Annotated in this window: 22 protein-coding genes; 15 read left to right on the top strand and 7 right to left on the bottom strand. The window is 53.3% G+C overall.

From position 1 onward, the window contains the following. Both KF749_14570 and KF749_14565 read right to left on the bottom strand, forming a co-directional pair. The coding region (locus KF749_14570; protein MBX2992372.1) for a saccharopine dehydrogenase NADP-binding domain-containing protein at positions 1-1,118 on the bottom strand (1,118 nt) is incomplete at its 3' end. 16 nt (positions 1,119-1,134) lie between these two features. Beyond that, on the bottom strand, positions 1,135-2,451 hold the full coding sequence (locus KF749_14565; GenBank protein ID MBX2992371.1) for a hypothetical protein: 1,317 nt from the start codon (positions 2,449-2,451) through the stop codon (positions 1,135-1,137). Positions 2,452-2,720: 269 nt separating this feature from the next. Here KF749_14565 and KF749_14560 point away from each other — a divergent pair, with 269 nt between their 5' ends. Beyond that, entirely contained in the window at positions 2,721-3,434 is a 714-nt protein-coding gene (locus KF749_14560; GenBank protein ID MBX2992370.1) for a hypothetical protein, read from the top strand. A 118-nt stretch (positions 3,435-3,552) separates the two neighbouring features. On the opposite strand, the gene KF749_14555 is transcribed toward KF749_14560, so the two are convergent. The 5 genes from KF749_14555 to KF749_14535 all read right to left on the bottom strand — a co-directional run bounded on the left by KF749_14555 (position 3,553) and on the right by KF749_14535 (position 10,195). Next, a complete protein-coding gene (locus tag KF749_14555; GenBank protein MBX2992369.1) occupies positions 3,553-4,680 on the bottom strand; it encodes a hypothetical protein in 1,128 nt (375 codons plus the stop codon). An 89-nt stretch (positions 4,681-4,769) separates the two neighbouring features. After that, complete coding sequence (locus KF749_14550) at positions 4,770-7,430, bottom strand: carbohydrate binding family 9 domain-containing protein (protein MBX2992368.1); 2,661 nt, start codon at positions 7,428-7,430, stop codon at positions 4,770-4,772. A 207-nt stretch (positions 7,431-7,637) separates the two neighbouring features. Then, positions 7,638-8,639 (bottom strand): DUF4097 family beta strand repeat protein, encoded by a 1,002-nt coding sequence (locus KF749_14545; GenBank protein ID MBX2992367.1) that lies wholly within the window; start codon positions 8,637-8,639, stop codon positions 7,638-7,640. Beyond that, the gene (locus KF749_14540; GenBank protein ID MBX2992366.1) at positions 8,636-9,595 is read right to left on the bottom strand and encodes a HEAT repeat domain-containing protein; all 960 of its coding nucleotides are present in this window, start codon (positions 9,593-9,595) and stop codon (positions 8,636-8,638) included. Before KF749_14540 ends, KF749_14545 begins: the two co-directional genes overlap by 4 nt. A gap of 18 nt (positions 9,596-9,613) precedes the next feature. Continuing rightward, the gene (locus KF749_14535; GenBank protein ID MBX2992365.1) at positions 9,614-10,195 is read right to left on the bottom strand and encodes an RNA polymerase sigma factor; all 582 of its coding nucleotides are present in this window, start codon (positions 10,193-10,195) and stop codon (positions 9,614-9,616) included. 243 nt (positions 10,196-10,438) lie between these two features. Between KF749_14535 and KF749_14530 the strand changes: the two genes are divergently transcribed. The 14 genes from KF749_14530 (at position 10,439) to KF749_14465 (ending at position 26,813) form a co-directional block, all read left to right on the top strand. Continuing rightward, entirely contained in the window at positions 10,439-11,380 is a 942-nt protein-coding gene (locus KF749_14530) for an LD-carboxypeptidase (protein ID MBX2992364.1), read from the top strand. A gap of 98 nt (positions 11,381-11,478) precedes the next feature. Then, on the top strand, positions 11,479-12,099 hold the full coding sequence (gene purN, locus KF749_14525; protein ID MBX2992363.1) for a phosphoribosylglycinamide formyltransferase: 621 nt from the start codon (positions 11,479-11,481) through the stop codon (positions 12,097-12,099). A gap of 20 nt (positions 12,100-12,119) precedes the next feature. Further along, positions 12,120-13,661 (top strand): bifunctional phosphoribosylaminoimidazolecarboxamide formyltransferase/IMP cyclohydrolase, encoded by a 1,542-nt coding sequence (purH, locus tag KF749_14520; protein MBX2992362.1) that lies wholly within the window; start codon positions 12,120-12,122, stop codon positions 13,659-13,661. A 23-nt stretch (positions 13,662-13,684) separates the two neighbouring features. Next, a complete protein-coding gene (locus tag KF749_14515; GenBank protein ID MBX2992361.1) occupies positions 13,685-14,710 on the top strand; it encodes a rod shape-determining protein in 1,026 nt (341 codons plus the stop codon). Then, positions 14,707-15,531 (top strand): rod shape-determining protein MreC, encoded by an 825-nt coding sequence (mreC, locus tag KF749_14510; protein ID MBX2992360.1) that lies wholly within the window; start codon positions 14,707-14,709, stop codon positions 15,529-15,531. Before KF749_14515 ends, mreC begins: the two co-directional genes overlap by 4 nt. A 4-nt stretch (positions 15,532-15,535) precedes the next feature. Continuing rightward, positions 15,536-16,024, top strand: a complete 489-nt coding sequence (mreD, locus tag KF749_14505; protein MBX2992359.1) for a rod shape-determining protein MreD — start codon at positions 15,536-15,538, stop codon at positions 16,022-16,024. A 6-nt stretch (positions 16,025-16,030) separates the two neighbouring features. Continuing rightward, positions 16,031-17,905: a penicillin-binding protein 2 gene (gene mrdA / locus KF749_14500; protein ID MBX2992358.1), complete on the top strand. Its 1,875-nt coding sequence runs from the start codon at positions 16,031-16,033 to the stop codon at positions 17,903-17,905. Between the two features lie 3 nt (positions 17,906-17,908). Then, positions 17,909-19,126: a rod shape-determining protein RodA gene (rodA, locus tag KF749_14495; GenBank protein MBX2992357.1), complete on the top strand. Its 1,218-nt coding sequence runs from the start codon at positions 17,909-17,911 to the stop codon at positions 19,124-19,126. A gap of 110 nt (positions 19,127-19,236) precedes the next feature. After that, positions 19,237-21,636 carry an AAA family ATPase gene (locus tag KF749_14490; protein ID MBX2992356.1) on the top strand — a complete coding sequence of 800 codons (2,400 nt, stop codon included), beginning with the start codon at positions 19,237-19,239 and terminating at the stop codon, positions 21,634-21,636. 183 nt (positions 21,637-21,819) lie between these two features. Beyond that, the gene (locus tag KF749_14485) at positions 21,820-23,496 is read left to right on the top strand and encodes a T9SS type A sorting domain-containing protein (GenBank protein MBX2992355.1); all 1,677 of its coding nucleotides are present in this window, start codon (positions 21,820-21,822) and stop codon (positions 23,494-23,496) included. Positions 23,497-23,623: 127 nt separating this feature from the next. Next, complete coding sequence (locus tag KF749_14480; GenBank protein ID MBX2992354.1) at positions 23,624-24,166, top strand: carbonic anhydrase; 543 nt, start codon at positions 23,624-23,626, stop codon at positions 24,164-24,166. Positions 24,167-24,174: 8 nt separating this feature from the next. Next, positions 24,175-24,789, top strand: coding sequence for a pyridoxamine 5'-phosphate oxidase (gene pdxH / locus KF749_14475; protein MBX2992353.1), 615 nt, complete (start codon positions 24,175-24,177; stop codon positions 24,787-24,789). A gap of 63 nt (positions 24,790-24,852) precedes the next feature. Continuing rightward, complete coding sequence (locus tag KF749_14470) at positions 24,853-25,764, top strand: carbon-nitrogen hydrolase (protein MBX2992352.1); 912 nt, start codon at positions 24,853-24,855, stop codon at positions 25,762-25,764. Then, positions 25,752-26,813, top strand: coding sequence for an agmatine deiminase family protein (locus tag KF749_14465; protein ID MBX2992351.1), 1,062 nt, complete (start codon positions 25,752-25,754; stop codon positions 26,811-26,813). Before KF749_14470 ends, KF749_14465 begins: the two co-directional genes overlap by 13 nt. Positions 26,814-26,849: the final 36 nt, after the last annotated feature.

Below are 26,849 nucleotides of genomic sequence, written 5' to 3'. Positions count from 1 at the left end.
CTGTTGTTCTCGTTGGGATAGTGACATTCGATTTCGTGCACGAGCACGACCATATCCTGCGCGCCGTCGGGCATGCGGAGTTTTTGCTTCATGAGATGGATCATCACCTCAGCAACGGTCTGAACGTCCACCCCGATTTTTTCTTTCGAGAAGAGTCCGAGCCATTTCAGGTTGTCCATAATCTTTCCCGTCGGACTGATGCCGAGGTAGTTTGCCACTTGTTGTTCGAGCTTCTTCGGCCCCTGGCTTTGCGGCAAGGCCATTTCGGTGAGTTCACGATAGGTCATGTTTTTCAGATTGGGAATGCGGAGCGCTTCGTTCGCGAGCCCGAGATAGACAATCTGCTGCCACGTTTCGCTCCAGCCCGGATAGCGCAGCGTACCGCGGATAATTGTGTGATCCATCGTCAAGCCGAGAACGGATTCATACGCAAGCGAATCGCGGTTCGGGTAGGCTTCAAGCGTGCCGATTCCCTCCACATCCACTGTCCACGTTCGCTGGAATAACTGATGAAACGGCAGCAAGTTGATTCTTCCATCCTCTTTGTACAGGGCTCCATCTTCGCCCGCCATCAGCACGTTGCGGGGATTCCACGTGATGGCATAGTTGAGCGGATTGGGCGCCGCCTTCGGCGCTGGCAAGCCGCCACCGTACGACCGGAAGCTGTTCACCACACCGCCCTGATTTCTGATTCTTTGAATAAGTGCCATCCCGACCATATGATCGATGCCGGGGTCAAGTCCCATTTCATTCAAGATGAGAATGTTCTTGCGATGCGCTTCGGTTTCCAGCTTGCGCACCATCGGGTCTTCGTACGATGCGGTGATCATGTGCGAGCTGTTCTTCAGGCATTCCAGCGCGACAAGATGCTGGTAGGGCCGCGGCAACATATTCACAACGATTTTCGCCTTCTTGAGAAGGGCGACTCTGGTCGGCTCGTCGTTGATATCGAACTGCAACGCTTGTCCGCGGGGATGTCCCGCGACCCGCTGCGTCGCAAGCTCGGCATTGTGGTCTCCGACTGTCACGAACCAGTCGAATTGTTCCGCATGCTGCAACAGATAGGATATAAGATACGATGTGCTTTGTCCGGCACCAAGTACGAGTATATGTTTCATGATTTCATCCCTGCATTCATTTCGGTAGATGTTTCTTGAGATATTTGAATTGCGGCGTAAGATTTCCGTGATGTGTAATCAATGCATCCAGAAACTGACGCGCTATCTTCAACTCGTTCCACCGTTTTGTGTAGTTTGCTGCGGCGAGTTTCGGAACAAACGGCAGCAATCCGGTACCGAACGCCTCCGATGCTTCACGCGGCAGTTCCGTCGGCAGCATGTCAACAGCAAGAACCACCGGGCCTCTTCCTTTCCATCCGTCAATCGTCTTGCCCGTCTTCGCCTCAAAAACATAGACGGGATTTGTCGAATCCGTCGTCTTCACCGTCAACTCAATCGATCCTTCAACGTCGCAAGTGATGTCTCCGACGACACGCAGGCGGGGACGCCGTTCTATGGCATAAAGCGTTTTGATATATCGTTTTGAGAGAAGGCTGGGGAACTGCGGCTCCCAGTAAATGCCGTTCACGATAACGCTGAGGAACGGAACGTAGCGCTCAAAGCGGTTGACGTACCGGTAGGGATAACGCGTAAACTCTTTGACGTTGAATTTCTTCCCGCGGACAAGATGCTGGAACATATCCGGCTTCTGGAACTTCACTTTGTACAAAACACGATTCGAGAATTTGCGCGCCTTCATGAACGCGGGTAAATCCTGCGGTTCCATTTCTTCATAAGGAAGAAGATCAAACACATTCTGCGCAGCCGTCGAGACTCTGCCATACCCGGTAAATCCGACGACGAACGGAACAAGCTCACGCGGTAAGCCGTGCCGGGCAATGCGCCTTCCTGCTTTCCGAATTGCGGTTGATGCTTCTTCAAGACTTCCGTACTTGTTTGCGTACTTGATACCGGCAAAGGGAGTTTTAATTTCTTCAGAACTGAGTCTGCGGCCGAGCGCCCACAACGTATCGATCATTCCTGCGTAGCCAGCGTAGTCACCGAAGAAGACGATCCGCTTGCCTTCATCATCTTTCACCAATTCATAATCGAACAGGCTGATGTTCCTGTCGAGAATGGTTTGCAGCATCTCCATATTGTACTCCTGACCCTTGATGGTGTGGGAGAAGAAACAATAGGCTTTGTTTTCGAGTAGATAGTCGGATGAGACTTCTTTTACGCCGAACACGATGTTCGCCGGACTGAGGTCGGTGGTTATCTCGGCTCCTGCGCGCTTGTATTCGGCATCCGGGAATACGCGTTGAGGCCACGGCTCCACAAGTACTCTGATGCCGTATTTGCGAACAAGTGTCCGTACATGTGTTGGTGAAAGCGGTGCGCGCCGTTGCGTTTTGTCCTTCGTCTCGCGCCGGATGCCAATGCATTTCAACATGATGACTTCTCCGTAATGGGTGAGGCGGGGAACAACTGGTACACTTCACACTATGGAATACATGGAGGAAAGTCAAGGAAAAGCGGAGGGGAGATCCGACCTCGGAGGTGTTGCATTTGTTGATATTGGCAGTGAGAATCTGTATCCTTTTCCAAGAAAGCCTCATATCATCATCTGATTCAAGAATGTAGTGGCAGCGTTAACGCGACGGATTTGAAAAGGGAAAGAATGTTCTCCCAACAATAAGAAAACAAATTGGAGTTCCATCAATGGCCATCCTGAAGTTTGTCTTATTTGTTGTTATGGCTTTCTTGCATCTTCAAGCCTATGCCCGGCATATTCCTGCAACTTTCACTGAAGTGGATGATGAAATCCTTTTTGATAGTCCATATTCTACAGCGAAGGCTGAGCGCAAACGGGCACAAGGGAAACATGACCCTCTTCTGAGTTTCCACGCTGCTTCTGCTCTGCAGACGGAGAATGACACAACACGGCGTCATGTTTTCGGTGGTGATACGACAGAAACAGCGGTTGCGGCAATTAACCAAGGAGCAGTACGACAGCGGATTTTTGATCTCGAAATAGGGCTGGGGTTCCCAAGTGGATTGAACATTTGCCTGGAGGTGTTTCCGTTTAGCCGGTTGAGTTTGGCGGGGTGCATCGAAACGGCGCTCCTGATAACAGATGTGAGTTTCGGAGTGCGGTATCGTGTTCCATTGGATGAAATAAGCCTCGAGGATGCTTATCGGATCTGGCGGATCGGTCCGCTCGTGGGGCTTCGCAAGCGGACAGGGGAATTCGAGGGGCCCTCGAACTTCCCGTGGCAGTTGGATATCGGTGCTTCGTACGAGTACGCTTCACTGCCAAACGAAGGCGCCGGGTTCACCCTGGGGACAGATCTCGGGGCTCGTGTTGCGCTCGCAGGCGGGGGACGACCGGGCCTGCCGCTGTTTTTCCGCATCACGGTAGGGTTTGCACTTTAGAGCGGTTCTCGACTGTGCCCGTGCAGAGAGATCGGTTGCCGGCAAAGAGATAGCTTCCCAGCCCACTGAGAAAATGAACTGTTTATCCGCTTGCCCAATGCTGATTTTGTTCGAGGGGTTATCCCTTCTTCAAATACACATTCCCGTTGATCGTCTTGATCTTGACTTTGTGCTTTCCGCCGCCGATGGTTCCTGTTCCGTAGATGTACTTGCGCGGTGAGCCGTTGCGGCGTTCCCACTCCTTTGTTTCTTCCCTCTTCAAATCAAAATCACTGACGATCTTGTAGTCTCCCTCCTTGCCGCGAGTATACGCAAGTGTGATATCCACATCCATCGAAAGAGAGGAGGGAACCGTCAGCGTCACGTCGCCGGACATTGATTCAATTTCCACGTCACGATCGCCCTTCGTCGCATCGCCGATCATCGTCACGTTGACATCTCCGCCCATGGTTGTTGCACTCACCCGGCCATCGACGGCATCGATTTCGATATTTCCGCCCATCGTCTTTGCTCGGGCATATTTGGCGGCCTTTCTGATGTGAATGTTCCCGCCCATCGTGTGAACGTCCGTGCCTTCGGGGGCGTCATCAACGTTAATCCCGCCGCCCATTGTTCTGATATGCACCTCGTTCTTGATCCCTTCTCCCGACCTGCCGGTGACATTCCGCTGAATCACTTTGCCGCCCATCGAGCTGGCTTTGACGGTTCCTTTCACATCTTCCACCAAAACTTCTCCGCCCATCGTTTTCACTTTGCCATCGACATCGGAGTCGGTGAGTCGAACCTTGCCTCCCATGGTTGTCAGGTCAAGGTCCCCCTTCAGCTTTGTCAATGTAAGTGCCCCGCCCATGGTTTTGCCCTCGATCGTGCCCTCGACATTCTCGATCGTAAAACTGCCGCCCATCGATTTCAGATCGAGATTGAACTTGCGGGGAACCTGGATTTCGAAATCGACATTCGTATTGTAGTTTCTTCTTCTTCCTTCATAATACGAGGAGATGCGCACACCCCCGCCTTCTTCCACCACCTCAACTACGCAATCTTCAGCATCCCTGCCCTTTATTGTGCCGTTCACCTTTACGACGTTCTTGTCCCAACCTGTAATCTTCAGCGAGCCGCCTGTCTTGAGATCAACTTCCAACTTCTTGCCGGGCGAGACAGTGAATTCTTTCTCGATATTGTCGGGTTGCGGAGCGAATCCCAACAACGCGAAACAGAGAAGGAGGAAAGAGAGTTTGATGTTCATCGTGTTGTTCCTTATTTGTGAAGAAGAATTGATTCCCGAATTTTGGATTTGTTTCGGGTTTCGATATTCGACTTTTAAACTTTGCCAACTTATGGATTTGTCCAGAAACTGAGCTTGATCAATAAGATGTTATCCGGCTGCGAGCGGAAGAGATGCCGCACGTCGCGCCCGAATCGGAATGTGCCGGGATCGGAGTCGTCGGTTCGTTGCTGTGTCCATACGAAGTAGATGGTCGAACCGGGCATATATTCCCAGCGTAACACCGCGCTCCCGCGCAATGATTTGAAGTTGAAGTCGGGATTGGAAACCGTGAACGACTGCGCGGGGCCGGCGCCATCGGGATCGATAACATACTCATCATCCTGTCTGGAAATTGTTGACGAGCCGACTCCGTAGGTATTGAACTCGTACGATTTCGGGCGGGCGAGCTCTTTCATGTTCCTGTACTCGCCGACCGAAATCAACGGCTGAATGTACATCTGCAGACTCAGCTCAGGCGTGAACGTCCAGTTCAAACGGATACTTGCCGCAACTTCACGTTGATTCAGCTCGCCAAAAATATAGCGGCGCCCGAATGTATGCGCCGCCTCTGCATCCTCGCGGCTCGTCACCCACTGCGCGGCTGTCCGGAACATGCGCATGGACGGGTTGAGGCGGACAGAAACATTCGGCGCGGGCTTGTACTCGATGCCGAGGTACACACTCCGCCCTCTGTTCGATTCCTGTTGATAGTTGTTGATGTTCCCCTCGACCGAGAAAACCCAGTCCTTCCTGTCGTCTGTCGAGATATAGCTGCCGAATTCATACCCCGGCGGATTGATTGTGAGAGGCCCGCCGCGGGTTCTGCGGTTGCTGTATGTTTCCGGGTTGTACGCGAACCATGTCTGAATGGAGTAGTAGTTGGGAAATTGAATGTAGTTGCCGTTCCAGAATCCGCCCCACGTCTGGTTCCCTTCAAAATCATAACTGCGGAAATGCGAAAAGTTCATGGTGATGCGCCGGTACACGCTCGTCGGTTCCGTCCACTTATAACCCAGCACAAGATGGCCGTTCAAAATATCATTCCGCCACATGAAGCCGAGATCGTTGGTGTTGAACTTCGGATCGATGAATCCGAACGCCGCGTTGACGTAGAAGTTTCCCTTCTGTTTGTTCAACGCGATGCGTCCTGCATATCCCTGCAGCGAAGTCGCGGAACTATCGACGCTGACGTGGCTTGCGTCGGGACGCTGGAAGTAATGTGAAGCGCTTCGCTGCAACGCAATCATGCGGGATTGATTGCCGCGTACATGCGACAATCCCGTCCAGCCCGTAATCACCCAGACTTTGTCTGCATCAAGGAACGTCCATCCATCGATCCCGAAGGTGAGAGAACTGCTGTTCAGCTGATCCCTTAGGCGGTTGTCGGAGAAACTTCGCGTTGCAACGCTTGAAAGAAATCCGAGTCCCTGCCGACCGCCGTCGAATTCCTTCTGCCCGCGAAAAATTCCGTAGTACGTCAGCGGTTCAACTTCATGGCTGAACCGGTGTCCGGCGGAATCGATGTCTGCCAGTTCCCGCTTCGTCAACGCATTGATGGAGCCGACGTTCCAGCTGTCGCCCAACTTGCCCGTGAGTTTTGCCGCGCCGAGAATGTGTGTGCCCGAAGGAACGTCGGAGAAATTGATGTTGTCGGGAGTGCCGCCTTGCGGGGTTCGTCCGACGCGCCGGCTGTAGAAGAAGCCCGGATTACCCCAGTTGAATCCCCAGTTGTTGTTCGAGCCGCCATACCCAAATTCAAATATCGTCGAGCCTTCGATGAAGAAGGGGCGTTTCTCATTGAAGAATGTTTCCACATCGCTCAGGTTCACGACTGCCGGATCAACTTCTACTTGACCGAAATCGGGATTCACCGTTGCGTCAACTGTCAGGTTGCTGCCGATGCCGAACTTGATGTCGGCGCCGAAACCGGGCGTGTAGCGCGAGCCGTTGTTGAACGGATCATTGTGTGCTCGCCGGGTGTACTCCGCTTTCGTGCTGACGTAGGGGAGAATCTCCAAACGGCGGGGCGGTTCGAGGTTATCCATTCCCACCAAATCCGCAAAGCGCGACACAAACCCGCTGCCGTTTTTGGGCGTATAGACCAGATAGGCCTTCTCATTCTTGCGTGAAATCTCGCGGAGAAAATTCACGCCCCACACCTGCCGCTCGCCCGCGCGAAACCGGAGCTGCGAAAACGGAATGCGCATTTCCAGCGACCATCCATCGGTAGTGATTGCCGCCTTTCCTTCCCACACACCATCCCACGTATTGTCATCCCAATCATCGTTGTACAGAACGCCGTCGTACAGCGTTCCGGCGGCGTTGAGCCCGAAATACACGCCGCTTCTGCGATCATAATAAGGATCGAGATAGATGCCGAAGTCGTCGGCGTTGACAAATACGTCGCGCCGTGTCAATCGCGCAACAATAGAATCAGGAGCGGTGTCATACAACCGCGCAGCGACATACAACGCCGCATCATCATATACTATATAGATTTCAGTCCGTTCGGTTGCCGGTTTTCCCTCCTCGGGCTCGCGTTGGTAGAGTGATGTAACGGCCGGCTGCAATTGCTGCCACACGGGATCCGAAAGAACGCCGTCGATGGTAATTGCGTCCGCAATTCTAACAGCGTGAACCGTCTTCTGAATATTTGCCGGAACGTTTTCGCTGGCTGTTGCAAGCGTGAGCAACGCAAGACAGGCAATGGCACAGAAAACGGAACGCATGATCAATCTCCTCTATAACCGTAAGATTGTTTCAGATTGTGTATGATTAGATGATGTTTACATCGTACCGGTTGACAACTACTTTTTGAGCTTGCGGATTTCAATGTCCGAGTTTACTGTTTCAAGCGAAATCACTTCGCCGCCGCCGTTTCAGTATACGTTGCCTCAATCTCACGATCATCCTCGCTGCGGAGGGAGGATTCTTCTTTAATCCGACCGGATGGTGTAGGTATCTTTTTTCGAGCGCCACCGCCTCGGAATGCAGATCCGGGCTGTGATTGTTGCTTTGGCGTTTTCCGGAACGAGAAGCGTAATTGTGCCGGAAGCAGACACGAGCCTGCTTTTTCCCTTGCCGCCCGGCACCAATTCGGCGCGAATATCCCCACCCGAGGTTTTTGCATCCACGGAACCCGAAATATTTGTCAGTTTGATGTTCCCGCCACTGGTTGTCGCTTTGATAGTGCCGGTACCTGCGCTAAGCTCGACATCACCACCGGATGTCGAAAGGGTTACTTGTCCGCTGACTTTCCCGACTATCACATTGCCTCCCGCGGTTGAAGCGTTAGCCTCACCGCCCACATCCCCGATGATAATATCGCCGCCGGCGGTACGCGCCCGCATCGACTTGCTGACGTTGCCGACGCGGATATCGCCGCCTGCCGTTCGTACATCCAATTCATCCAACGAAGAAGCAACCTCGATGTCGCCGCCGGACGTGCTCACCGTAGTCTTGCCCGTAATCCTCCCCGTCCGGACATCGCCTCCCGACGTCCGCAAATCAATGTCTCCGTCAACATCATCCGTTCTGATGTTGCCCGCCGATGTTTCGCATGCAATAGAGCCGGCGATCTTCCCTCGGACGGAAATATCGCCCAGCGAAGTTCTGATGTTAAGATTAAAATGAGAGGGAACGGAAACCGTAAACAATCCGCCGTCCGACCAGCCGCCACGGTCGGTGACACGAATCGTGTTCCCTTGCTGCGTAATGCGAACGTCGCTCTCGTCATCATCATAGCCGTTGACGTTTACCGTTACTTCGTTCTTTTCCCACGTCGAGATCCGTATGTCGCCGCCATCCACGGACACGTCGAGCGTGCCGCCTTTTGTAACAGTGAACGATTGCGTTTGCTTCTGCCGTTGGGCGACGGAAGACGAGTACGCGATCATCAGAGTAGACAACAGAAGTATTGCCGTTGTGAAATGTTTCATTGCTGTTTAACCTCCTCAAGAACTGCTTGTGCGCGAATGCGCACGTAGCTGTTTTCATCTGATTGAATTCGTTGCTTAAGTACATTCAGTAAGTCGGCATCGGGGCTCTGCATGCGTGCAGAGTCGAGGCCGTTGATCGCGGCGATACGCATCGCCGGATTGGTATCCTGCATCAACACATGCAGATACGTTTGCTTGATTTCCTCGTCGAACGGGAAACTGCCCAGAGTTTTGAGCGCCTCCCGTCGAACCGCCGGATTGTTGTCGGTGCGGGCGGCGAGAATCAGCGCCGCCTTCACTTCACGATCAGGCGGCTTATGGTGTTCGGCTTGGGTTGAAAGGGCATTGACGGAACGCAACCGGATTCCCGGGTTCTGGTCGTTAACCAAAGCGTGGGCAAGTACTTTCTGCACACGTTCGTCGTTGATGCTTCCTTTGATATGAACGGGAGATGTCGCATCGAACGTGAACTCGATCATCCCGTCCTGCGCATCGGAATCAAGAAACCGGATGTTGGAAATACGCGGCTCACCTTCGAACGCTGACGAAAAATGCCGGTCTGCAACCTGAGCAACCGGAGTGTCCTGCGTGGCAGGAAAGAGCATCCGCCCGACGAGGATGCCTGCTGCGAGCATCGCCACTCCGCCCAAGGCGATCTTATAGTTTGGCTGAATATAGTCGGATACAAAATCTCCCAGCCGATCCCACATCGATGGGCGTGTTCGTTCGGCACGAAGCGCCGAGCGCAGATTCTGCCGCGCATCGTTCAGCAGCGCATCATCGGGGGCGAACGAGCCGGCGCGGGCGAGAGAGGCGTGCAGCTTCTGCAGTTCATCCAACTCAATCCGACACTCGCGGCATTGCGTGAGATGCTTGTTGAGACGGGATTGTTCTTCGGAATTGAGTTCCTCATACAGCGAAAGCAGAAGCCATTGCCTGTATTGCTGATGGTTCATTGTTGTTCTCCTTCCATCTTATTCATACACAACCCGCAGTCTTTCGCGCAACTGTTGTGTTGCAAGAAACAAATACCGCTTCACCGTTCCTTCCGTACACTTCATCATGTCTGCAATCTCACGCAGTTTGTAGCCGTCGAAATGCTTCAAGGTGAATACGAGCCGCTGTTTTGCCGAAAGCGATTCCAGGGCATCCTGCACATGCCCTCTGATCTCGGAATCCACTGAGTGCTGGTCTGCCGGGTCGTCATTGCTTTGCAGTTCCACGCCGTGTGTCTCCGGATCACCGTCACCGGACCCGTCTCCGTCAATCGGCACATGAACAAATCTCTTCCTGCGCGAGCGGTGTGTCAGGCATACGTTCACTGTAATTCTGTGCAGCCACGTGGAAAATTCACTCTTCATTTTGAAATGCTTCAATCCGCGGTATACTCTGATGAATACTTCCTGGTAGATATCCTTTGCATCTTCCGAGCTTGTCACGTACCGGGCTGCAATGGCCAGCACCTGCTTGTCGTGCTTGTGTACAAGCTGTTCGAATGCTGTAATGCTGCCTGCCTTGGCTTGCAGAACAAGTTCTTCGTCTTCGGTATTAATCATGCGGGAATGCATTTCCGTGTACAGGTAATTAGACTTGTTGATTGCAGAATGGTTGTAGCGATTATGTCGGAATTGGCTGAGAATTGAAGAAGAGAACGGGGGAATCTACCCTTCTAAAACGCCCAAAAAAGGCGAAAGTTGCGTCTCTTCGGGTTTCACGTCGGAGAAGCCACTTTTTGAAACTCACAGTACGTTTGGTTAGATTGATGCGTCCGGCAATCGCTTCCAAACCAAGCTTATCGAATGATAACAATCCATCCGCCCAAACTAAAGAAGGGCGATCTCATCGGGATTATTTCCCCGTCAAGTCCTATCGCTGATGCGTCTCGAATAGAGAAGGGTGTCCGATACCTCGAATCGCTGGGCTATCGTGTTTTGGTGGGTGAGAACGTCGGAAAGACGAGCGGCTACCTTGCCGGAACCGACGAGCAACGGGTGGCCGACCTGCATGCGATGTTCTCCGATTCGCGTGTTAAAGCAATCATCTGTGTTCGGGGAGGGTACGGCACGCCGCGGCTTCTTTCTCTCTTCAACTACAACCTTGCGGCCCGCAACCCGAAGATTCTCGTCGGTTTCAGCGACGTGACCGCCCTTCAGCTTGCGCTTTGGAAGAAATGCCGCCTCGTCACTTTTCACGGCCCGATGGCCGGGGTTGAGATGGCGAATCAAATCGATCCTTTCACGGAAGAACTCTTCTGGCGCCTTCTCACAGCTTCAAAAAAAATCGGGGCAATTCACTTTCCCTCCGAACCTGCGCCGGAATCCCTTGTTCAAGGTAAAGCAAGCGGAGTTTTGCTCGGAGGTAATCTCTCCCTTGTCGTTTCGCTGATGGGAACGCAATACCAGCCCGACTTCACAAATTCGATTCTCTTTCTTGAGGAGATTGCCGAGGAGCCGTACCGTGTTGATCGCATGTTGACACAATTGCGGAACGGATTGGTGTTCAGCAAGGCGAACGGAATGCTGCTCGGACAGTTTACCGACTGCAAGCCTCTTGACGCGACGAAGCCTTCTCATTCCGCGCAGCAAGTTCTCGAGGATGCAGTTAAAAAGTTCGGCAAGCCGGTTCTTGCCAACCTTCCGTTCGGGCATGTGCCCAAAAAGCTGACTCTGCCGCTGGGTGTGAACGTGAAGTTGAATTCAACAACGAAGACGCTTCGCTTTCTTGAAGCCGCAGTCCGGTAGCAGCAAAAAAGCTGAAAAATCCCTTATTTTGTTGGCCTTTTTGTTGATTCTCGTTCAGAATAGCATTACCTTTTCGATGAATTTTGCATCGGGAGTCGTTGATTCGTCCACTGAACATTGCAGTTTTTGGATCGGGCCGGGGTTCAAACTTTCAGGCTGTCCTTGCCGCAATCCAGCAGGGCAGAATTCCGAACGCGGATGTTCGTGTTGTCATAAGCAATAATTCGACGGCGGGAATTCTCGAGAGCGCGCGAGCCAACGGCATTCCGGCGGAGCATATCAGCGGTAAGAAGTTTCCGGCGCCGGAAGAATTCGCAGAACATCTTCTCGCAACACTCCGTTTGCATGATGTGAACTTCATTCTGCTTGCCGGATATATGAAGCGGGTTCCGGTTCGCATCATCCGCGAATACAGAAACCGGATCATCAACATCCATCCGGCGTTGCTCCCGAAGTTCGGCGGGCAGGGAATGTACGGAATGCGCGTACACGAAGCTGTTGTTGCAGCGCGCGAACAATTCTCCGGCGCAACAGTTCACATGGTCGATGAGGAGTACGATAGAGGGAAGATTGTTGTGCAGAAGAAAGTCGCAGTCGCGCCGGATGACACCGCCGAAACACTTGCCGCAAAAGTGCTGGCGACTGAACACGAACTCTATCCCGAGGCCGTGAGGATGTTTGCCGTCGGGGAGGTTCTTCACGATGAAGTTGTCGAATAGAAAACAAATGAGGAGAGGACTTGCCGCATATTCACCGCGCGCTCATCAGTGTTTCTGATAAACGCGGTCTCGCCGAATTTGCCAAGGCGCTCAGCGCCATGAATGTCGGGATTATCTCGACCGGGGGAACATCCAACGTCTTGAAAGCCGCCGGCATTCCCTTTCGTACAGTGTCCGACGTTACCGGATTTCCCGAAATACTCGACGGACGCGTCAAGACGCTGCACCCGAAAATTCACGCCGGACTGCTTGCCGTTGCAGACAATGAGGAGCATACCCGGCAGTTGGAACAACTCGGCGTCGAGCCGATAGATCTTGTAGTTGTGAATTTGTATCCGTTCGAGCAAACTGTGGCGAAAGCGGGTGTAACATTGGAAGAGGCGATTGAACAGATTGACATAGGCGGGCCGACCATGTTGCGAGCAGCAGCGAAGAATTTCAAGCACAAAGCCGTTGTCGTCAATCCCGACAGGTATGAAGCCCTGCTTGCCGAGATGAAAGCGCAGCATTGCGTGCTTTCCGAAAAGACTTGCTTCGAGCTTGCAAAGGAGGTGTTTCGTCATACAACCGTGTATGACTCTGTTATATCGGGATATCTTGATGCGCAAGGCGGTGGCGAAAGTCCTTTCCCCGATGTCACGCATTTCGCAATGCAGAAGGATCAGGTTTTACGGTACGGCGAGAACCCTCATCAAAAGGCCGTGCTGTACGGCGGATTCAGCAGGATATTCGAGAAGCTGCACGGGAAAGAACTATCGTACAACAACATTGTCGATATTGCCGCCGCCGCCCGACTTGCGGCGGATTTCGAAGAGCCGACGGTTGCCATCATTAAACATACAAATCCGTGCGGCGTCGGCTCAGCCTCAACCGTTGCGGAAGCGTATGCGCGGGCGTTTGCCACGGACACGAAATCCGCGTTTGGAGGCATAGTAGCGGCTAACGCTCCCGTTGATATGGCCGCGGCGGAAATGATCAACGAAGTATTCACAGAAGTAATTGTCGCACCCGCGTTTGAAACGGGCGTTGTGGAATTTCTGAAGAAGAAGAAGGACCGGCGTCTCATCAAGAACAACGGTGATGCCCGCTCCTTCGGAATGATGGACATTAAGAGTGTTCCCGGCGGATTGCTTCTCCAGAATGCCGACACAGAGCGGATACAACAAGGCAGTCTCAAGATTGTCACGAAGCGAAAGCCTGCACAGGAAGAACTCGCCTCCATGATGTTTGCGTGGCGCGTAGCGAAGCATGTGAAATCCAACGCAATCGTGTACGCCCTTGCCGACAGAACAATCGGCATCGGGGCGGGACAAATGTCGCGGGTCGATTCGGCCCGGCTTGCGGCATGGAAGGCCGCCGAAATGGGCCTGAGCGTTCGCGACACGGCAGTCGCTTCGGATGCCTTCTTTCCGTTTGCCGACGGCTTGCTCGAAGCCGTTCATGCCGGCTCGACCTGCGTGATTCAGCCCGGCGGATCTGTGCGTGATGAAGAGGTTATCGCCGCAGCCGATCAACACGACATTGCAATGGCCTTTACCGGCATCAGACATTTCAAGCATTGAGTAGATAAGGATAAGAAACGCCTATGGGCTTACTTGCATTCTTTTCGGCAGACCTTGCCATCGACCTCGGTACTGCAAACACGCTGATCTATCAAAGAGGGAAGGGAGTCGTTCTCAACGAGCCTTCCATTGTTGCGTTCGATCGCAACACGAAGAAGATCGTTGCCATCGGCAAGGAAGCCCAGGAGATGTTGGGTCGAACACACCGCGATATCCGCACAATCCGTCCGATGAAAGACGGCGTGATCGCCGATTTTGAGATTGCGGAGGGTATGCTTCGCGAGTTCATCAAGAAAATCAATGCGAACTGGATGCCGAGCCGCCGCATCGTGATTTGCGTGCCGAGCGGCGTGACGGAAGTGGAGAAGCGCGCCGTGCGCGATTCGGCGGAGCATGCCGGAGCAAAGGAAGTCCACCTCATCGCCGAGCCGATGGCTGCGGCAATCGGAGTCGGGTTGGATGTCGAAGCGCCCGTCGGCAACATGATCGTCGATATTGGCGGCGGCACAACAGAGATTGCCGTCATCGCCCTCTCGGGGATTGTGAACGAAGAATCCATCCGCGTTGCCGGGGATGAGATGAACAACTCCATAGTCCAATTCTTCAAGAAAAATCACAACATTCTTGTCGGCGAGCGGACCGCCGAGGCAATCAAATGTGAGGTCGGTTCGGCAATGCCTCTGCGGGAAGAGATTACCATTCGGGTCAAAGGCCGCGACCTTGTGAACGGCATCCCGAAAATCACCGAAGCAAGCTCGGTGGAAATTCGCGAAGCATTGGCGGAGCCCGTGCAGGCAATGGTGGATGCGATCAAAGGAACACTCGAGCGCACGCCCCCCGAACTTGCAGCGGATATTCTCGACCGCGGCATTATGCTCAGCGGCGGCGGCGCATTGTTGAAAGGATTTGACGAACGGCTGCGCCTTGAAACAAGTTTGCCCGTACATGTGTCTGAAGATCCGCTCAGCGCGGTTGTGCGCGGCACGGGCAAGGTGCTCGACAACCTGAGTCACTACTCCAAAGTTCTTATCAAGAGCAGGAGATATTGAGGCAGTTTCTTGACATACTTTCCCTCTTCAAAGAATATCTTGTTCTTGCCCTCTGTATTCTCGTCTCCATTGTGCTGCTGTCGCTGAACGACACGCCGCAGATTCGAAACATCCGGTCGGTTGCTGTGGTGACTGCGGGATTTGTGCAGGATGTGATTGGCTTCATTCCCAACTACTTCTCCCTTCGCAACGAAAACACGGTTCTCCGTGAACGCAACGTGAGTCTCGCGTCGGAAGTGAGTTTGCTGCGTGAAAGCAGATTGGAGAATATTCGCCTGCGCAAACTCCTTGAACTCAAGGATCGTTCCGAACTTACCTACGTCGCGGCAAACATCGTCGGCAAGAACCAACAACCGATGCGTTCTTCCGTGACGATTGACGTCGGAGAGAACCAGGGTGTACACTACAATATGCCCATTGTAACGGATGCCGGGCTTGCAGGCCGGGTCGTTGCGACTGCAGGGGAGTATGCAATCGGGCAATTGCTGCTGCATAAGGATTTTCGTGCGAGCGTTGTGATTGAACGCGAGCGAGTAGATTGCATTCTCGCTTGGGAGGGTGGCGATTATCTGTTGCTCAAGAACGTGCCGCGTACTGCTGAAATCAGGATTGGAGATGTGATTGTTACATCGGGGCTCAGTACCATCTTTCCGCCGGGAATACGGGTCGGAGTCATCGCCTCTGTCGAACTTCATCAGGGCGCTTTGTTCAAAGAGATTCGTGTGCTTCCTGCGGTCGATTTTTCCCGTCTCGAAGAGGTATTTGTTGTTCTCCACAAACCCGATCCAAGCCGCATAGCCCTCGAACAGCGCGTGAAGTGACCACATGCGGCGTTATCTGTTTCTTGCCTTCATATCCTTCCTGCTGGTTGTTTTCTCCACGACGGTCGTGAATTTTGTTGTGATCGGGAATGCGGTTCCGGATCTGCTTCTGATCTGTATTGTGTACATTGCCCTCACTCAGGGGCAACTCACCGGTACGGTCTTCGGATTTTCGATCGGATTGTTTGTTGATGCGATAAGCGGGAACGACGGCATGTTAGGTCTATCGGCGCTCTGCAAATCGCTTGCGGGGTTTATTGCCGGCTACTTCTACCATGAAAACAAAATCGAAATCAACCTCTCCTCCTCCAAATTCCTCTTTGCCGTGGGGACGAGTGCCTTGCTGCATAATGCCCTCTATTTTGTTATCTTCCTACGCGGAAGCGAGATCGGTTGGTGGATGTCAATTGTGGCGTACGGCATTCCTTCGATGCTGTACACTACCGCGCTGGCTGTTGTGCCGATGTCATTGTTCCGGAGAAAATACCAGTAGGGATCGATGCCTGTTTTGGAAGAAATACAGGTGTATCAGAAACGGCGGGTGTTGTACGTGTTGTTCACTCTGCTGTTTGCCGTTCTTGTAGCGCGCCTCGTTCAGTTGCAATGGATTTATCGGGAGGAGTACGGAAAGCAGGCTTCGGAGAACAGCATCCGGTACATTCCAAAGGAACCGATTCGCGGGTACATGTTCGACCGGCGCGGCCGCCTTATTGTTGATAACAGACCCTCCTTTACCGTCACGGTGATGCCGTTTGAATTCGATGCGCAGACCATTCCGTCGCTGGCGCGTATCCTCGACATGGCGCCCGACGATCTGCGTGAGCGCATCAGGGCCGGCTCCAAGTACTCGCGCTTTGTTCCTGTGCGCGTGAAACGCGACGTTGATAACAGAACTGTTGCCGCACTGGAAGAGAATCGCGACCATCTGCCGGGCGTTGATTATCAAATCGAATCGATGAGAACGTACACGTCGAAGGCGAACGCTTCACACATTCTCGGCTATACGAAGGAAGTCTCCGAGTCACAGCTCAAAACACTCGATCCCGAGCAATATGCGCAAGGGGATATTGTCGGTGCATCGGGGTTGGAGGCCCGCTACGAATGGGCTATTCGCGGATTGAAGGGTGCCGATTACAGTATCGTGAATGCCCGCGGGCAGGTTGTCGGTAAATTTGAAGAAGGACTTGAAGATAAACCCGCAACCGACGGCAACGATCTGCATCTCACGATCGATTTCGATTTGCAGGAACTCGCCGAATCGTTGTTCACCGACAAACGCGGAGCATTGGTTGCCGTCGATCCCAACAACGGCGGCATACTCGCATTTGTGAGCAAACCCGACTATGACCTCTCGCGCCTGAGCGGGGTTACGCCGAAGGAATTCTGGCGCCAAATCAACAATGACCCGACTCGTCCGCTGTTCAACAGGGCAACGCTCACGCGCTATCCGCCCGGATCAACATTCAAAATGATTCTCGCAATTGCTGCGCTGGAAAAGGGTATCATCAGCGCCGAAACGCGCATGCAGTGTGCGGGCGGTTTCCAATTCGGCAACAAATTGTTCAAAGATCTTCACGTTCACGGCTCGGTCAATGTGATTGATGCAATCCATCAATCGTGCAACGTGTTCTTCTACAGGCTTATGCTGCAAGTGGGATTGGACGCGTGGTCGGAGTATGCAGCCCGGTTCGGGTTCGGACAGCCGACTGCCCTGGATATTTCCGAGGAGAATGCAGGCCTGTTGCCGACAACCGCATATATGAACAGGCGCTACGGCGAGAAGGGATGGACGCGGGGATTCCTTGTCAGCCTCGGCATCGGGCAAGGTGAGTTGGGAGTTACTCCCGCGCAGATGGCGTGTTACGCAATGGCGCTCGCAAACAAGGGTAAACTCTATCAACCGCATACAGTTACGCGGCTCGTTGACCGGGTGAACAATACAACACGAACATTGCCGGACACGCTCAAACGGACAATCAGCCTCTCCGAAAACACGTGGTATCTGATTCGCGAAGGAATGCGCCGGGTTGTTGAGGAGCCGCGAGGAACAGCCGCAAGCGCTCGTGTGAAAAATGTCATCTCTGCGGGAAAAACAGGAACCGCCCAAAACCCTCACGGACAGGATCATGCATGGTATGTCGGGTTTGCGCCCTATGACGAACCGAAAATTGCCATCGCGGTGATGGTCGAGAATGCAGGGTATGGCGGCTCCATTGCCGCACCGATTGCGGGGAAGTGTATCGAACACTACCTCTACGGAAGATTGATTCGGCAAGATGCTGTGAAGACGGCGGTTGCATCTGTCGACACGACGCGCAAACGTCCTGTCCAGACGGAAGAATCAACCATCGGGCAACACATTCAAGGCAATTGAGCAATGGCCTCGTACCTTCTTGAACGCATAGATATTCGAACGGTGGCTGCAACCGGCGGACTGGTGGTCATCGGGCTTATCTCAATCTACAGCGCGACATACGATGCAAAGATGTCCGAGTTGTACATGCGTCAGTTGGTTTCCGCCGGCATCGGCGTCGTGGCGTTGGTGGTTGCCGCGTTGACTCCCTTACGTACACTGCAAAGAATTTCATTTCCCTCCTACTTTCTCTCGCTTCTCCTGCTTGTTACAGTGCTGCTGATAGGGAAGCAGGTTTCCGGCTCGACAAGCTGGTTTCAAATAGGGCCGTTCAGCCTTCAACCGTCGGAATTTGCAAAGGTCACAACGGTGCTGGCGCTTGCAGTACATCTTTCGCGCAGCGACGTGAATCTCTCGCGTTCAAAAGATGCGCTTATTCCCGGCCTTATTCTCATCGCCCCCGTGGTTCTTATCCTCCGCCAGCCCGATACGGGAACGGCAATGATCTTCTTCGGCATGTTTCTTCCGATTCTGTTTTGGGGAGGATCGTCGTTGTTTACCCTGCTTGCGCTTGTCTCCCCCGGAGTAGTTGCAGTCGCGGCGTTGATTGGCCCGACGCCCTTCTTGATCAGCATACTGGGGTTGGGGGCATTATTGTGGATGACGAAGAAGAACACTATTTCTGCATCGGTTGTGTTTTCGTTTCTTGTATTGGTGGGAATCTCCGTTCAATCCATTCACGGCGGGTTGAAGCCGTATCAACAAAAGCGGATAGAAACGTTTCTCGATCCCGGCGCCGATCCGCTGGGGGCGGGCTACAACGTGTTGCAATCAAAGATTGCCATCGGCTCCGGCGGATTGTTCGGGAGAGGATTTCTTGAAGGAACGCAAACGCAACTCAATTTCATTCCGGCTCAATGGACGGATTTTATCTTCTGCGTACCGGGTGAGGAGTTTGGTTTCCTCGGTGCCGCAATTATCATCATCCTGTTTGCCCTGCTGTTGTTCAGCGGCGTCCGGATTGCCACCGTCGTGAAGAATCCCTACGGGAGTTTTGTCGCAATAGGCGTAACAGGAATCTTCGCAACACATATCTTTATGAACATTGGCATGGCAATCGGGTTGGCGCCTGTGGTCGGAATTCCGTTGCCGTTCTTAAGCTACGGCGGGTCCGCTCTCATCGCCGACATGATCATGATCGGTTTGTTGTTGAATGTGTATGCACATCGAAAAGAATACTGACAATCGGGAGGCCGTTTTGTAACACCGCGAAGAGCGGCGATACATCGGCTTCATTTTCCACGCCTTTTTCCCGGGGAGCCCCCATGGCAAAGACCACTGCATCCAGATCAATGAGAAAAAGATCTTCACGACGGAATACCGGGCTTTCGTACAAACAACTCCGCTGGCACTGCGCGCCTGCAGACCTCGGTGTGTCCAGTATCGAGGATGCCGCACCGGTTCAGGAGGTTATCGGACAGGATCGTGCATTACGTGCCCTGCGAGTCGGCCTGGAGATGGCGCATTTCGGATACAACATTTTTGTGACCGGAGTTTCCGGAACAGGCCGAACGACAACCATCAAACGCCTGCTCCGCGAGTTTGAACATCAACAGGCAAACCTGACGGACAAATGCTATGTACACAATTTCCGGGATCCCGACGTTCCCCGCCTCATTGTGCTGCAGGCAGGACAAGGCGCCGCGTTCAAGAAAGATATCAGCGGCTTCCTGACCGAACTCATCACACAGATTCCCGCCGCGTTTGAAAGCCGCCGGTACAACGAACAGCGGAAAGCAACGCTCGAACATTTCCAGGAACGACAGCGAACAGTGTTGCGCGACCTTGAGCGCAAAGTAAAAGAACGCGGCTTCGAAGTCGTGCAGGTGCAAACCGGACCTGTTACGCGGCCGGAAATTGCGCCGGTGCTTGACGGCAGCCCCGTCACTATGGACCAGTTCCACACAAAAGTTGAAGCCGGCGATTTGACGGAAGAGGCATTCGTGCGTATGCAGGCAGACCAGGTTGAACTTGAGCGCCAGTTGGACAGCGTTATGCGCGAAATGCGCAACATCGAGCGGAAAGCAAAGAAATCCGCCGAACAACTCAACTACAAAGTTGTAGTTCCGATTGTTGAAGAACTGGTTGATGAACTGGAAACAAAGTATCCTGCGGGCAGCGTGCATGAGTATCTTGTTGATATGAAGCAGCATGTATTGGACAATCTCCATCGTTTCTACCAGCGCGAGGAACAACAGCCGCCGGTTCTCGGCATTACGATTCAGAAAGAAGATGATCGCTTCACGGAATTTCAAGTGAATGTTGTTGTAGATAATAGTTCCGTCGATGGCAGGCCGATTATCCTTGAAACGAACCCGAGATTCAAGAATCTTTTCGGTACGATTGAGCGGGTTGTCGACCGCAACGGTGTGTGGCGGGCCGACTTCACACACATTAAAGCAGGGTCGCTGCTCAAGGCCGACGGCGGATACCTTGTGGTCAATGCCATCGATGCGTTGATCGAACCCGGCGTCTGGACGACAATGAAGCGTGTGTTGCGCAACAGTCTGCTCGAAATACAACCACCCGATTATGGCAATTACGGCTCGACATTCTCGGCGCTGAAGCCCGAGCCGGTAAAGCTGAACGTGAAAGTCGTCATGATCGGCGACGCGTACACGTACAGCCTGTTGTATGAATTGGATGATGACTTCAAGAAGATCTTCAAAATCCGCTCGGACTTCGATATCGAGATGCCGAACATCCGCAAGTCGATCGACAGTTATGTCTCGTTTATCAAAACAGTCTGTCACAACGAGAAGCTGCTTCCATTCGAGATGAGCGGGATAACCGAAACGGTGGAATACGGCGCACGTCTTGCAGGGCAGCAGAAGAAACTCTCGACGCGCTTCACCATTATTGCCGACGTCATCCGTGAATCGAACTACTGGGCAATAAAAGACCAGGCGAAGACTGTCTCGAACATCCACGTTCGGCGTGCTATTGTCGAGCGGATTGAGCGTGTCCGTCTTCTGGAGGAAAAAATCCAGGAAATGATCACCGACGGCAGCATACGCATTGACACGGAAGGCGCCGTGGTCGGGCAGGTAAACGGACTTTCAGTGTACGAATTAAGCGGCTACGCGTTCGGTAAGCCGTCGCGCATAACAGCGAAAACCTCGATGGGCCGGGGCGGCATCGTGAACATCGAGCGCGAGGCAAAAATGAGCGGCCCGACACACGACAAGGGCGTGCTGATTCTTACCGGATACATGAGGGACAAGTACGCAAAGAACAAGCCGCTTGTGCTGAGTGCAAGCATCACGTTCGAACAATCGTACGGCGGTGTTGACGGCGACAGCGCCTCATCGACGGAAGTGTACGCATTGCTTTCCAGCCTCTCCGAAATTCCCATCCGGCAGGATATTGCCGTAACAGGGTCGGTTGATCAGCACGGCAACATTCAACCCATCGGCGGCGTAAATCAGAAAATCGAGGGATTCTTTGATGTTTGCAACGTACGCGGGCTTACAGGCACGCAGGGCGTTCTCATTCCCTACAATAACGAAAGCGACTTGATGCTTCGTCATGATGTTGTCGACGCCGTACGAAGAGGCACGTTTCACATCTACAGCATCAAAACGATTGATGAAGGGATTGAGATTTTGTTTCGCAAGCCGGCCAAAACCGTCCATGCGAAAGTTGACAGGCAGTTGTTGCTGTATGCAAAGAGAGTGAAGAAGTTCGGGTAGAAGTAGATTCGGTTTTAGCGGAGCTGGCTTCATTTTCCCCATTGAGCGTTTTCCGCCTTAAATATCCCTTACTCGCGGTATGTTCCCGCCGCGTGATCTAACCTATATTTGTCCTCAGTGAACGAGACTTGTGCAGGCGCCGTGCAGTCTCACAATCTGCAACCAACAATCACGGAGGATACCATGACCACATTTCAAAGACTTCTGTTCGCACTCGGTACGCTGTTTCTCGTCGAATTTGCGCTGAGCGACGTTGTGTATAATATCCAGATCAGCCCGAACACCGTTGCTGCTGTCCAGTGGAATCAGAATGTCAACATCACATTCAACTACAAGACATCGGAAGCGGCAGGGGTCAGGATTTTCGCCCGGCCGATGAGCGGCAACGCGTTGTCGCCCGCCTATGCTGCTTCGGGCTCCGGCCTTCTTACGGGAAGCGGCTCCGGAAGTCAGTATTTTACAATAACTTCGGGGAATGTTGTGGTGGACAAGATCCGTTTTCAGGTGTGGAATGCCAATCAAACCTCGTTGATTTTAGAGTTCTACGTTCCCGTGAAGTTCACCTTCGGCACAAACGCCATCACCAACATCCAAATTTCGCCCGGAAGCGCTGCAAGTATGCAGCACAACCAGAACGTCAACATTTCCTTCGAGTATAAAACAATGCAGGCGGGCGGTGTGCGCATCTTTCCCCGCCCGATGAGCGGCAACTCGCTTGCGCCGTCGTATGCAGCATCCGGTTCGCCGTTGTACGCAACAGGCAGCGGTTCGGGGACGGGGTTCTTTACCATTACCAACGGCAACACTCTTGTTGACGGTATTCGATTTCAAATGTGGGATGCAGACCAGACTGCGTTGTTGTCGGAGTTCGTTGTGCCGGTACATTTCAAGTACGGAGCGCATGCTGTGTCCGACATTGTAATTACGCCATCGACTCCGGACGGCCTTGTGCTCAACTCCAATGCAAGCATTTCGTTCAACTATCGCACGACTGAAGCGGGCGGTGTGCGCATCTTTGCCCGTCCCTTCTCAAGTGGGGCGCTGTCGCTTAATTATGCCGCCTCCGGTTCCCCGTTGTATGCCGCCGGCAGCGGAAGCGGAACCGGCACATTCACAATCACAAACGGAAGCATCTCGGTTGATTCCATCCGGTTTCAGATGTGGAATGCAAACCAGACTGCATTGCTTCTGGAGTGGTTTGTGCCTGTCAGCCTCCATTTTGCATCATCCCAAATTTCCGGTATCAACTTCGATCCTTCGTCGCCGGCGTACTTCAGTAACGGCGAGCGGGAGAGCATGTCGTTCAGTTACACGAACAATCAAACCGGCGGCGTGCGTATCTTCGTGTTGCCGTTCAACGGCAATGCCCTTGTGTTCAACTCCGGCGTTTCGCCCTCACCTTTGTACGCCACGGGTTCCGGAGCCGGCTCCGGTTTTGTCACAATCCTGAGCGGATCGGCTTTTGTCGATAGAATCCAGTTCAAGATGACGAACGATAATCAATCCGCAACATACATTGATTGGAAAGTTCCGGTGAAACTCTACTTCGGCAATCAGACGCTTACGGATGTGAAACCCGTCGGCAGCGAACTCCCGGACAAGTTTGCGCTGTCGCAGAACTATCCGAACCCGTTCAATCCCTCGACGACCATCAGGTTCAATGTTGTCGGGGAGGGCGAAACGACGCTGAAAGTATACGACATTCTCGGCAAGGAGGTGGCAACACTTGTTCACGGCACTCTGCAGGCCGGAAGCTATGAAGCGACGTTCGATGCCAAGGGTCTGGCAAGCGGTGCGTACATCTACCGCTTACAATCGGGAGCAAACGTAGCGGTCAAAAGGATGATTCTGATGAAGTAATCTCCCCCGCTTCATCAGTCGGCGGCTGCCCTGCACCATGGGGTAGCCGCTTTTTTTGTGTTTGATTTTTCCGCACTCTTCACTATACTAACCCTCAGCATTCTTCATTCAAAACAATCAAACGCGGATGAATCGACTTCTTCCTGTCACTACCGGCGGCGATATACCGACGGAGTATCGCGACACACCAATCGGGCAGCTGCTTGCCTTTCATAATCTCAAGTTGCCGTTCACGGAATTCCAGAATGCGCAACTGCTTGTCGGTATGTGCATGGACAACCGGAAGCATCTGCATATCCCCGACAATTTCGCCTTCATCATCCGTGCGGGCGGGGCGAATCTGCGCTACAGCGAGTTCAAGGTTTCGTTTGCCATTGCTGTCGGCGGTGTGCGGCACATTGCGCTTATCGCGCACAATAAGTGCGGGATGGTGAACCTTCACGCGCGGAAGGAGATGTTCATCAACGGACTGGTTGAACATGCCGGATGGGAGAGGGAATTGGCCGAGCAGCACTTCACGCAGTTTTCTCCGATGTTCGAGATCGTCAACGAAATTGATTTTGTCCTGAGCGAGGCGAAGCGCCTCCGGACGCGATATCCGAAGATTCAAATCGCGCCGATGCTGTACCGCGTCGAAGACAATCTTCTCTACCTCATCAATGAAGCATAACGTTCCGCATGTCCGATCCCGCACAAATTCTGCTTGAGAAAGATGCAGCAGCCAATCCCATCGTCGAGTTTCAGCGATGGTTCGATGACGCAACAAAGGCGGGCATTCCCGACGCTAATGCAATGGCCCTCGCCACAGCCACCCGCGCAGGCAAGCCCTCGGCAAGAATCGTTCTTTTGAAAAGTTTTGATGACAGGGGGTTCTGCTTCTTCACAAACTACTCGAGTGAAAAAGGGCAGCAGATTGCGGAGAATCCCGACGCGGCCCTTGTCTTCTTCTGGCAGCCTCTTCACCGGCAAGTAAGAATTGAAGGAACGATTGTACGAATGACCGATGCCGATTCGGACGAGTACTTTCGGACGCGGCCGAGGGAAAGTCAGATTGGCGCGCTTGTTTCACCGCAAAGCCGCGTTATTCCGGGCAGGGAGTTTCTTGAGGAACGGTACCGGCAACTTTCGCAGAAATACCAGGACATGGTAATTCCGCGTCCGGAGCATTGGGGAGGATTTCGTCTTGTGCCCGACAGCATCGAATTCTGGCAAGGCCGCGAAAACCGGCTGCATGACCGCCTCGTGTATCGCAAGATCGGTGACGGGTGGAGGGTCGAGCGGTTGGCGCCATAGCGCGTTGATTCTCAGCGGCTCTTCGGGTATATTCACTCAACATTCTTTGCAGAATTCATCAGCATGTCAACTCATCCCAACACATTCACCGTCGGGCTTGTACAAATTGCGCTTGAGAAGAATCCCGACGCCAACCTGAAACATGGCGCGGCAAAAGTGGAGGAAGCGGCAAGGAAAGGCGCACAGGTTGTATGTCTGCCCGAACTCTTCCGCTCGCAGTACTTTTGTCAGAAAGAGGATGTTTCCCTCTTCGAGCTTGCCGAAACAATTCCCGGCCCGACAACGCAAGCGCTTACAGCCGTTGCGCGGAAAGCGGGTATTGTCATTGTTGCCCCGGTGTTTGAAAAGCGCGCTCCCGGAGTGTACCACAACAGCGCGGCCGTTATTGATTCCGACGGCACGATTCTCGGCATCTACCGCAAAATGCATATCCCCGACGATCCTGCGTTCTTCGAAAAATTCTACTTCACGCCCGGCGATCTCGGATTCAAGTCGTTCCACACCGGCAAGGGGAACATCGGCACGTTGATTTGCTGGGATCAATGGTATCCCGAAGGCGCCCGGCTGACGGCGCTGCGCGGTGCGAGTATTCTTTTCTATCCGACAGCAATCGGTTGGCATCCGCACGAGAAGGCACAGTACGGCAAGCAGCAGCGCGACGCGTGGCAAACCGTGCAACGCGGACACGCCATTGCCAATGGTGTGTACGTCGCCGCCGTGAACCGCATCGGGCACGAGAAGACAGTTGAAGGTGAGCCCGGACTCGAATTCTGGGGAACGTCATTTCTTGCCGATCCGCAGGGCGTCATCCTTGCCGAAGCGTCTATTGACAAGGAGGAAATCCTGATCGGCGAAGTTGATTTGGAGAGAATAGAAGATGTCCGCCGCAACTGGCCGTTCCTGCGCGACCGGCGCATTGACGCATACCGCGGAATCGAACAGCGATTTCTCGACGGGGAGAAATGGCAACAGTAGAAACGCCGGCCTCTCTCGGTTTTCGCATGCCCGCCGAATGGGAAGAACACGAGGCAACGTGGATCGGCTGGCCCCACAACAAAAGCGATTGGCCCGGAAAGTTCAGCATTATTCCCTGGGTGTTCGGGGAAATTGTCAGAAAGCTGAGCGCGGGCGAAATCGTCCGCATCATCGTCAACTCGAAAGAGCATGAGGCAAACGCCCGCAGATTGTTGAGGCGGGTCCATGCCGACATGTCGCAGATAGAGTTCTTCCGCTTTCCCACAAATCGCGGCTGGACACGGGACTTCGGGCCGATGTTTGTCAGGAATGAATCCGAAGTTGCAGTGACGAACTTCAAGTTCAACGCGTGGGCAAAGTACCCCGACTGGAAGAAGGATCAGCATATTCATACACGGGCAGCGAAGTCGCTCGGAATCCGTCTCTTTCATCCATCTTACAACGGAAAGCCCGTCGTGCTTGAAGGCGGCGCAATTGACGTGAACGGAAAAGGAACATTGTTGACGACGGAAGAATGTTTGCTGGATCAGAGTACCCAGGTTCGTAACCCCGGATTGTCGCGGCACGACATGGAAAAAGTACTTGCTGAGAACCTCGCTGCAACGAATGTGATCTGGCTTGGGAAAGGAATCGCGGGCGATGACACACATGGCCACGTTGACGACCTGTGCCGGTTTGTCAACCCGACAACTGTTGTGTTGTGCAGCGAGGAAAATCCGACAGATGCAAACTACGCCGCTCTGCAGGAGAACCGTGAACGGCTGGAGGGTGCCCGACTTGAGGATGGCTCAATGGTGGAAGTGGTTTCGCTGCCGATGCCTTTGGCGCTGTATCTGGATGACGTACGGTTGCCGGCAAGTTACGCAAACTTCTACATCTCAAATGCGGGGGTTCTTGTTCCCACATTTAACGATCCGGGCGACCGTGTTGCGTTGGGAATCTTGTCTGAACTGTTCACCGATCGGCCTGTGATCGGCATTCATGCTGTCGATCTGGTGTGGGGCTTCGGTACGCTGCATTGCCTTACCCAGCAGCAGCCGGCACTCTAAACACAAAACTCCGCCCGTCGAAAACAATCTGCGACG

The organism is Bacteroidota bacterium, assembly GCA_019637975.1.
In the GTDB taxonomy this organism is placed as follows: Bacteria; Bacteroidota; Ignavibacteria; order UBA10030; family UBA6906; genus CAADGV01.
Note: the sequence above shows the minus strand (reverse complement) of the source record. Positions and strands in the feature narration are given on the sequence as shown.

Bases quoted from the DNA above. Each gene is read 5' to 3' on its own strand.
- KF749_14565 (MBX2992371.1), bottom strand. From the start codon at position 2,451: ATGTTGAAATGCATTGGCATCCGGCGCGAGACGAAGGACAAAACGCAA.
- KF749_14560 (MBX2992370.1), top strand. From the start codon at position 2,721: ATGGCCATCCTGAAGTTTGTCTTATTTGTTGTTATGGCTTTCTTGCAT.
- KF749_14555 (MBX2992369.1), bottom strand. From the start codon at position 4,680: ATGAACATCAAACTCTCTTTCCTCCTTCTCTGTTTCGCGTTGTTGGGA.
- KF749_14550 (MBX2992368.1), bottom strand. From the start codon at position 7,430: ATGCGTTCCGTTTTCTGTGCCATTGCCTGTCTTGCGTTGCTCACGCTT.
- KF749_14545 (MBX2992367.1), bottom strand. From the start codon at position 8,639: ATGAAACATTTCACAACGGCAATACTTCTGTTGTCTACTCTGATGATC.
- KF749_14540 (MBX2992366.1), bottom strand. From the start codon at position 9,595: ATGAACCATCAGCAATACAGGCAATGGCTTCTGCTTTCGCTGTATGAG.
- KF749_14535 (MBX2992365.1), bottom strand. From the start codon at position 10,195: ATGATTAATACCGAAGACGAAGAACTTGTTCTGCAAGCCAAGGCAGGC.
- KF749_14530 (MBX2992364.1), top strand. From the start codon at position 10,439: ATGATAACAATCCATCCGCCCAAACTAAAGAAGGGCGATCTCATCGGG.
- KF749_14515 (MBX2992361.1), top strand. From the start codon at position 13,685: ATGGGCTTACTTGCATTCTTTTCGGCAGACCTTGCCATCGACCTCGGT.
- mreD (MBX2992359.1), top strand. From the start codon at position 15,536: ATGCGGCGTTATCTGTTTCTTGCCTTCATATCCTTCCTGCTGGTTGTT.
- mrdA (MBX2992358.1), top strand. From the start codon at position 16,031: ATGCCTGTTTTGGAAGAAATACAGGTGTATCAGAAACGGCGGGTGTTG.
- rodA (MBX2992357.1), top strand. From the start codon at position 17,909: ATGGCCTCGTACCTTCTTGAACGCATAGATATTCGAACGGTGGCTGCA.
- KF749_14490 (MBX2992356.1), top strand. From the start codon at position 19,237: ATGAGAAAAAGATCTTCACGACGGAATACCGGGCTTTCGTACAAACAA.
- KF749_14485 (MBX2992355.1), top strand. From the start codon at position 21,820: ATGACCACATTTCAAAGACTTCTGTTCGCACTCGGTACGCTGTTTCTC.
- KF749_14480 (MBX2992354.1), top strand. From the start codon at position 23,624: ATGAATCGACTTCTTCCTGTCACTACCGGCGGCGATATACCGACGGAG.
- pdxH (MBX2992353.1), top strand. From the start codon at position 24,175: ATGTCCGATCCCGCACAAATTCTGCTTGAGAAAGATGCAGCAGCCAAT.
- KF749_14470 (MBX2992352.1), top strand. From the start codon at position 24,853: ATGTCAACTCATCCCAACACATTCACCGTCGGGCTTGTACAAATTGCG.
- KF749_14465 (MBX2992351.1), top strand. From the start codon at position 25,752: ATGGCAACAGTAGAAACGCCGGCCTCTCTCGGTTTTCGCATGCCCGCC.